Annotated in this window: 6 protein-coding genes and 1 pseudogene; 5 read left to right on the forward strand and 2 right to left on the reverse strand. The window is 68.4% G+C overall.

Features of this window, described 5'->3' with window-relative positions; all coding sequences use genetic code 11:
- The first annotated feature begins 178 nt into the window (after positions 1-178).
- From BL254_RS24330 to BL254_RS24340, 3 genes are all read left to right on the forward strand, one after another.
- On the forward strand, positions 179-367 hold the full coding sequence (locus BL254_RS24330) for a hypothetical protein (RefSeq protein WP_047225288.1): 189 nt from the start codon (positions 179-181) through the stop codon (positions 365-367).
- A 355-nt stretch (positions 368-722) separates the two neighbouring features.
- Positions 723-2,639 carry a serine/threonine-protein kinase gene (locus tag BL254_RS27520; RefSeq protein ID WP_076845338.1) on the forward strand — a complete coding sequence of 639 codons (1,917 nt, stop codon included), beginning with the start codon at positions 723-725 and terminating at the stop codon, positions 2,637-2,639.
- A 465-nt stretch (positions 2,640-3,104) separates the two neighbouring features.
- Positions 3,105-3,767: a TetR/AcrR family transcriptional regulator gene (locus BL254_RS24340; RefSeq protein ID WP_076845340.1), complete on the forward strand. Its 663-nt coding sequence runs from the start codon at positions 3,105-3,107 to the stop codon at positions 3,765-3,767.
- Positions 3,768-3,835: 68 nt separating this feature from the next.
- Here the strand turns inward: BL254_RS24340 and BL254_RS24345 are convergent, their stop codons facing one another.
- Positions 3,836-4,984 (reverse strand): acyl-CoA dehydrogenase family protein, encoded by a 1,149-nt coding sequence (locus BL254_RS24345; RefSeq protein ID WP_076845342.1) that lies wholly within the window; start codon positions 4,982-4,984, stop codon positions 3,836-3,838.
- Positions 4,985-5,751: 767 nt separating this feature from the next.
- Here BL254_RS24345 and BL254_RS24350 point away from each other — a divergent pair.
- Together BL254_RS24350 and BL254_RS24355 are read left to right on the forward strand one after the other, a co-directional pair.
- Positions 5,752-6,642, forward strand: coding sequence for a phytanoyl-CoA dioxygenase family protein (locus tag BL254_RS24350; protein ID WP_254858493.1), 891 nt, complete (start codon positions 5,752-5,754; stop codon positions 6,640-6,642).
- A gap of 468 nt (positions 6,643-7,110) precedes the next feature.
- Entirely contained in the window at positions 7,111-7,992 is an 882-nt protein-coding gene (locus BL254_RS24355) for an alpha/beta fold hydrolase (protein WP_254858495.1), read from the forward strand.
- 65 nt (positions 7,993-8,057) lie between these two features.
- On the opposite strand, the pseudogene BL254_RS29730 reads toward BL254_RS24355, so the two are convergent.
- Positions 8,058-8,152, reverse strand: a pseudogene (locus tag BL254_RS29730) (ATP-binding protein); the annotation flags it as partial.

The raw sequence follows: 8,152 nt of genomic DNA on the forward strand, positions 1-8,152 counted from the left end.
CCGCCCCGATTCACGATCTTGCTTGCGAGGGGTCATATCACCCGATGTCATCACTCACAGTGCCCATCCCGCCGGACCCCGAGGGCCCGGCGTGTCGGGCCGGAAACACCGATCTTGAAACAGTCCCCACGGTACCCGGCGGTCCATCGGGATCTTCTACCATCCGAGTCTCGACACCGTGCTCGAGCCGTTGCCGGCGTTCGTCGGCGCGGACGGCACCGACTTCGAACCGGTGGTGCTGGGTGAACTCGCCGAGAACGTGGTCGAGGACTACATGAGGACCTACGGCCGTCCTGATCAGGTGGCGGCCTGGCGGGAGGGCCGGCCGTACGTCTCCGAGCTGGCGGAAACCTCGGCCGGACGCTGAACCACCCACCCGACCGAACATCGGATAGGCGACAGCGAGTGGCGGAGAGCTGGCTCGCTGAGCCAGTTCTCGTGCCCTTGCGTCCCAGCACCTGCCCGATCCATGCGTCACCTCCGACGAACAGGGAGCCAACGGTGCGTTGAACGCGTTCGTCGATCCGCTCAAGCGAGCCGGACGGRTCAAGCGGGAGGGGCGAACGGATTCGACGGTGCGTGTTTCCCGATCTGTCGGGCCAGCGACCTTCCGCCTCCATGCGACGTTGTGCGGCTAGAATCGCAGCAGCTTGTGCRGAGGATATGGACGTTTTCGTGATGGTGGGCGGTAGTTGGTGCCGTCCGGGGGTGGACGCCGAGCTGTGATCGTTGACCGTACGCGGATAGGTGCCGCGCTGCCAGCCTACGAGCTGGGAGACCAACTCGGTACCGGCGCGTTCGGGCTGGTGATCGCGGGCCGGCACCGCCGGCTGGACAGGCCCGTGGCCATCAAGGTGCTGGCCGCGGCCCAGGAGGGCGCGGGCACCGATTTCGCCGCCGAGGCGCGGCTGCTCGCCGGTATCGACCATCCGCACGTGGTCCGGGTCTACGACTACGTCGAGACCGTGGACCTGCATCTGATCATCATGGAGCTGCTGGGCGGGGGGACGCTGACCCGCCGCCGGGTGGGCCTGCCGCCCGAGGACGCCTGCGCGGTCGGGCTGGCCGTGGCTGCGGCGTTGTCCTGCGCGCACGGCCAGGGGATGCTGCACCRCGACATCAAGGCCGACAACATGCTCTTCGACACCACGGGCCTGCTGAAGGTCACCGACTTCGGGATCGCGAAGATCGTCGAAGGGACGGCGGCCACCGCCAGCGCGCTCGTGGGCACCCCCGCCTACATGGCCCCCGAACAGATCACCGGCGGTCGGCTGGGGCCGGCCACCGACCTGTACGCGCTGGGGATCRTGCTCTACCAGCTACTGGCCGGCGTGGCGCCGTTCGACCCGAAGCTGCCGGTGCGCGCACTGTGGCAGCAGCACCTCGACCTCGTCCCCGCGCCGCCGGCGGGGACGCCCGCCCCGGTCGCGGATGTGGTCCTGCGCGCCCTGGCCAAGGACCCGGCCGACCGTCAGCCCTCCGCCCACGCCTTCGCCCTCGAGCTGGCCCATGCCGCCGCCGACGCCTACGGCCCGGACTGGACCGCCCGCTCCAGCATCCGGCTGCGCCTCGACGACGACGTCCGTCAGGCCGCCGGCCACGTTCCGGCGCCCGGCGAACGGGTGCCGCCGACGGCCAGGTACGTACCCACGGCACCACCGCCACCGGCCGACGCTTTCAGGCCCTCAGCGCCACCTCCGCCGGCTGATGCCTTCAGACCCGCTGCGGCGGCATCGCCGGCCGATGCCTTCAGGCCCGCGCCACCGCCGCCGGCTGATGCCTTCGGCAAGGCCGACGCCTTCAACAAGGCTGATGCCTTCAACAAGCAGGAACCACCCTCCTACCAGGACCGTGGCCATGAGCCGAGCCTGGGAGCCGACCGTGGCACCGATACGGGCACGGGTAGTGGCACGGGCCATGGCGCACAGCCGCCCTGGCCGCACCAGGCACAGCCGCCCTGGCCGGGCACGCTGCCTCTCCAGTCGCCGGCCGCGCCCGGTGACGGCGGCCGGGGCCGTGGACCTCGACGTCGGCTGTGGTGGGCGTTCGCCACCGCTCTCCTGCTTGCAGCCGCCATCGCCGCGGTTGTTTCCCTCACCACCCTCACCGATAGCGACGAAACCTCGTCGGCGTCCGGAGGAACGGTAGCCGTTTGGCCCAGCCCGACCGTCTCATCAGCCTCATCAGGTTCGTTGAGTTCGTCGGATTCAGATGTTTCATCGGTTTCGTCAGCCTCGCCGGCTTCGGGCGGTGCCGCCTCCGGAGCCGCCGGGGGCACCGGTGCGTCAGCGGCCTCCGGGGTGAAGCCGTGGTCCGAGACGAACGCGGTGCTGACCGCGACGGACGGCGTGGCCACCTCGGTACGGGCCGAAACACTGTCCTACTGCATTTCCGTGGGGCACGGCATCACACTGTCCAGCGGACAGGACATCCCGTTCGAGAAAATGAAAAGCATAGAGGTGCTGCGCTCGGACGAGCAGTTCACCCCGAACGGCAAGGCCGACCTGGTCGTCACCCTGCTCACCGGCCAGACGGCGCGGGGTGGCATCGGAACCGGCTGCGATTTCTTCGGCACCAACGACCTGGGCCGTTTCAGCATCTACCCGAACCGCCTGAAGCGAATAGACTTCCAGCGTTAAGAGTGCCGGAAGGCCGCGGACGACGTCCGCGGCCTTCCGCACGGAACATGATTCGGACGAGTTTGTCGTTCGGTACGTTTTTCGGCCCGGTTGACGTACACAACAACAGCCATACGTCGATCTTGCCTGCTGTCCACCAGCGGACGTTGTCGCCGGCGCGGCTGTTGATGGTCAATTGATCGTTGCTCCGTGTGTCCGGCGGATGGCGGGGGCTGCCCGCCCGATCCGGGACGGCCAACCGAGTTACGGCCTCGGGGCGGAGCCGGCGGACGAGGGGGCTCCTGACACCCCGGCCCGCCGCTGGAGGCGGCATGCCGGGCGGCCACGATCTCCCTGTGCCCTGTGCCCTGTGCCCTGTGCCCTGTGCCCTGTGCCCTGTGTCCTGTGCCCTGTGCCCTGTGCCCTGTGCCCTGTGTTGCCGCGTCGGGCCGCCGTGTCCGCTGGGCCGGTAACGTTGTACTGGTCATGACCGTGTCCCTTGACGGCCATCCGTGGCCGAGTTCCGGCAGTCGCCGTACGTCTCGGCAGTCCGACCTGTTCGACCGGCTCGTCGAGATTTTCCTGCGTGAGGGGTTCGCACACTTCACACTTGCTGATCTTGCCGCGCGGCTGCGTTGCTCGAAGTCGAGTCTCTATGCGCTGGCGCACAGCAAGGAGYAGCTTGCCGTCGCGGTCGTCGTCCACTTCTTCCGTACCGCCGCGGCCGAGGTGGAGCGGCGGGTGACCGGGGTCACGGATCCTGGTGCGCGGGTCGGTACCTATCTCGCGGCCGTGGCGGAGGAGCTGAAACCCGCGTCCGAGGCCTTCCGGCGGGATCTCGCGGCCTTCCCGCCGGCCCGTGACGTCTACGAGCTCAACACGCGGATCGCGGCGGCGCGGATCCGTACGCTCGTCGCCGAAGGGGTGGCCGACGGGGCCTTCCGCGATGTGCACGCGTCCTTTGTCGGGCACGTGGCGACTCTTGCCATGGTTGCGATTCAGCAGGGTGAGGTCGCGGTTGTCACGGGCCTTTCCGATGCCGACGCCTACGCTGAGCTGGCGAAACTGCTGCTGCACGGGATCGTTCAGGATACGGGTACGGATGCCGCCGGACGGCCTGGCCAAACGGCCAACGGTCTGTCCGGCTGACGGTGCGGAGGGATGGCGGCCCGCCGGGGCACGTGCGCCGGGCAGGGGCAAGGCGGGTCAGGAGCGGGTCAGGAGCGGGCGAGGTGCCGGCTGATGACCAGCCGCTGGATCTGGTTGGTGCCTTCGAAGATCTGCATGACCTTGGCTTCGCGCATGTACCGTTCGACCGGATAGTCGTGGGTGTAGCCGGCACCGCCGAACACCTGGACGGCGTCCTCGGTGACTTTCATGGCGGCGTCGGTGGCGACCAGTTTGGCGATGCTGGCCTGACGGGAGAACGGTAGCCCGGCGTCGCGGCGGCGGGCGGCGGCGAGCGTGGTGGCGCGTGCCGACTCCACGGCGGCGGCCATGTCGGCGAGCAGGAAACCGAGCCCCTGATGTTCGATGATCGGTTTGTCGAAGCTCGTGCGCTGCCGGGCGTAGGCGACCGCGTCGTCGAGGGCGCGTTGGGCCAGGCCGACGGCGGTGGCGGCGATCCCGAGGCGGCCGGAGTCCAGTGCGGACAGGGCGATCGACAGCCCCTGCCCGGGCTGTCCGACCAGCCGGTCGGCGGGCAGCCGGACGTCGGAGAAGTTCACGATGGCGGTGGGGGAGCCCCGCAGCCCCATCTTCCTCTCCGGTGGCTGGGCGGTCAGGCCGTCGCTCGTGGCGTCGGCGACGAAGCAGGAGATGCCGCTGGAGCGGTCGTCGGAGGTGCGGGCGAAGACGGTGTAGAAGTCCGCCGCCCCGCCGTGGGTGACCCACGCCTTGGTTCCGGCCAGCAGGAAACCGCCGTCCGTGGTGGCGGTCGCGCGGGTGCRCATCGCGCTCGGGTCCGAGCCGGCGTGCGTCTCGGACAGGCAGTAGGCGCCGAGCAGGTCGCCGCCCAGCAGTCGCGGGAGCAGGGTCTCACGTTGCGCCGGGCTGCCGGCGATGGCCAGCGGGTAGCAGGACAGTGCGTGCACGCTGACGCCGACGGCGACCGCCGCCCACCGGTAGGCGATCTCCTCCAGGACCTGCAGGTACACCTCGAACGGCTGGCCGCCGCCACCGACCTCCTCGGGGTAGGGCAGGCTGAGCAGCCCGGCCCGGCCCAGGACCGTGAACGCGTCACGAGGGAACCGGCCGGCTTCTTCCCACTCCACCACCCGCGGCTCGAGCTCCTTCTCCGCGATCGTGCTGGCGAGTTCGACCAGCTCACGCGCCTCGTCCGAGGGAAGTAGACGTTCCGCGGGCATCCGGACCTCCTTGACGACTCGGAGAGTCGATACTCGAAGTCGTACCAGGGTACTGCTTCATTCCTTTTCGGCAGGTGGGTTCGGTTGCCACGGCCGCTCGAAACGCGTGTCGGGAGGCGTGGAGCGTCCATGAGGCCCTGGGCGGCCGCGCCAGGCCCGCCGGTGTGACCAGGCCGGGCCGGCCAGGGAAGCCAGGCGGCGGTACGGCCAGGTCAACTTTTCTGATCATCTCAGGAGGTGTCGGGGCCGGGTCGGACACTGACGGCGTCGGCCGCCATCGAACTGGGCGGGCCGCGCCTGCCGCCGACGTAGCCGTAGAACGTCGAGCGAGAAATACCAGCTCCGGTGCGGTCCTCTCGACGCTGAGATCCCGTGGGAGCCGTCGGAGCCGATCATCAAAGTGGGCGTCCAGCTGGTGATCGTTCGGTGGATGAATCAGGAGTGCCGGCGTCGGCGGTACCGATCCGATGTTCTTGCTGTGCAGATGATGCTGGTGCCGTCATGGCATAACACCCACCACCGCTGACCTGCGGTTGCAGGTCGGTTTCGTCCAGATTCCCCAATTCGGGCGTTGTTCCGCGCCACATCCCCTAAAATCATGGGGTTCGCTGTCGTGCTCGTCACCGTGAGAAAGGTCAGGATCAGGCGTGGGGGAACTCGCCATTGTCACCGGTGCTTCGCCGGATTCGTCAGATATCTCTGAGGTGAATTATATCAACCAGGCAGGTGGCCGGAATTTCGCGCCGTTGGATCCGGTTGTCCGCGGTGTGTGCGACAGGTTGCGGCAGACGCCGGCCGCCGCGAAACAACTGACTTCCAACGGACTGTCGATCCCATTTGACGGCGACCGTTTCACGTTGCTGCGCGACAGCGCCCCGCTGCTGTCCGATCCGGCCGCGCTCCGACGCCGGTTCCACGAGGACGGCTACCTGCACCTGCGCGGCGCGCTCGATCCGGACGAGGTCCGCGCGTTACGGGCCGACTACTTCTCCCGGTTCGACCCGGTCTACCTGAGGCCCGGGACCGAGCCGGTCCACGGTGTTTTCTCCGGGCAACTGCCGCCGGACCTTCCACCGCACGGCTGGCCGGGTCATCCGGCCCACAGCTTCGCCCGTTCGGCGGCTTTCACCCGGTTCATAGAGAATCCGAGACTGCTGCGCCTGGCCGAGACGCTGCTGGAGGCCCCCGCGCTTCTGCTGCCGCGGCGTATCGTCCGGCATTTCCACCGTGGGTCGCCCACCGCGACCCGCGCCCACGTCGACTTCGACTACCTCGACGCGGGTTCCGACCATCTGGTGACGATGTGGATACCGCTGGGTGACTGCTCGGTCGAGACCGGCGGCATGGTCTACCTGGAGGGGTCGCACCGTCTCGGCCATGAGAAACTGGCACCCCTGCGTGAGGTGACGGACCGTCCGGACGATCCCCGGCCGATCAGTCACGATCTCTTCTGGGTCTCCAGCCAGCTGGGCCTGCGATGGATGCACGCCGTCAGCAGGGCTGGCGACATCACCCTGCACAACTCGCACCTCATCCACGCGTCCCTGGACGTCACAGGGGATGTGATGCGGCTGTCCACCGATCTGCGCTTCGCCCGTCGTGACGACGCCATCGACCACCGTTGGACGATCCCCTGGTCGGGCGACGACGGGAACTGAGAATTCCGCCTCCTCCTCATATCGCTCCCCGCATCGGCTCGGGCCGGGCCCGGCCCGAGCCGATGCGGGGAGCGGCGCGTATGCGGCCCGTCCCGCCGATGTGGCGCGGGTGTCGAACCGGCTGTCGCGACCGCGGCGAACAACGATGTTTTCGCCGGCCCGGCCCGAACGTCGGAACAACCACCGGCGACGGATTCGGAGTGGAGACGACTCGGCATGGAGCGGTGGTTCTGCCGGGTGTACGGAAAAATCCCGAGAAGGCCGTTCCCCGCATATCGACGCATATCGGAGCCCGCCTCACCCGCTGGTCACGGAGGTGCTGAACAGTATCCTGATGACGTCAGCACGGACCGACGTGCGCGGATAGGAGCGGATAGGAGATGCGGCGTGCAGAACGACCCACAATCGATTTCGTCCGCGGGAGACGCRCCAGATCGTGCCGGGGCTGCCACCGACACCGATATTCCGGTGACAGTACGCATTCCCGCTGACGGGATCGAGTTGGTCGGTGACGCCTACGGCAACCCGGCCRYCGCCCCGGTGCTGCTCCTGCACGGCGGCGGCCAGACCCGCCATTCCTGGGGCACGACCGCCCGCATGCTCGCCCGTGACGGCTGGTATGCGCTCACCATCGATCTACGTGGGCATGGCGACAGCGGCTGGTCCCCCGACGGGATCTACCCCCTCAGCCGGTTCGCTGCCGATGTCGTGGCGGCCGTGCGGTGGACGGGGCGGGTGCCCGTGCTCATCGGGGCATCCCTCGGTGGCATTGCCTCGCTGGCGGCTCTCAGGCAGCATCCCAATCTTGCGGCTGGTGTCGTCCTTGTCGACGTCTCACCGTTCCTGCAGGCCGCCGGTACGAATCGCATCCGCGAGTTCATGACAGCCAGGCCGGAGGGCTACAGTTCTCTGGACGAAGTCGCCGACGCCGTCGCGGCCTATCTTCCGCACCGGCCCCGACCGCGCAACATCAGCGGCCTGCGCAAGAACCTCCGTCGGGTCGACGGCCGGTGGTTCTGGCACTGGGATCCCGCTTTTCTGCGTGATACCAGCAGCCAGCTGTCCCAGCGCGAGCACGTAATCACGTCCGGGCTCGCGGAGGCGGCCGCCTCGCTGCGGATCCCGACCCTGCTCGTGCGTGGTGGCCAGTCGGACGTACTGAGCGTCGACGATGCCCGTCGTTTCCTTGAGCTGGTTCCCCACGCCGAATATGTCGACGTGGCCGGAGCCCATCACATGGTCACAGGTGACGACAACTCGTTTTTCGACCAGGCGGTCCGCGACTTTTTCGACCGGCGTGTCCGTCCCCGTCAACGTCTCGGTCTCGACACGGCCCCGCCGTCGTTGTGACGGGTCCACCGGCATTCATCAGCTGATCGCCCGGCTCCGCGGCGTGCCATGAGCACCGCGCGGTGTCAGATGAGTTGTTCGGCCCAGATGGTTTTGCCGGTGCGGTTGTAGCGGGTGCCCCAGTGGTGGGTGAGCTGGGCGATGAGGAACAGGCCGCGGC

The organism is Protofrankia sp. BMG5.30 (genome assembly GCF_001983005.1).
GTDB lineage: Bacteria > Actinomycetota > Actinomycetes > Frankiales > Frankiaceae > Protofrankia > Protofrankia coriariae.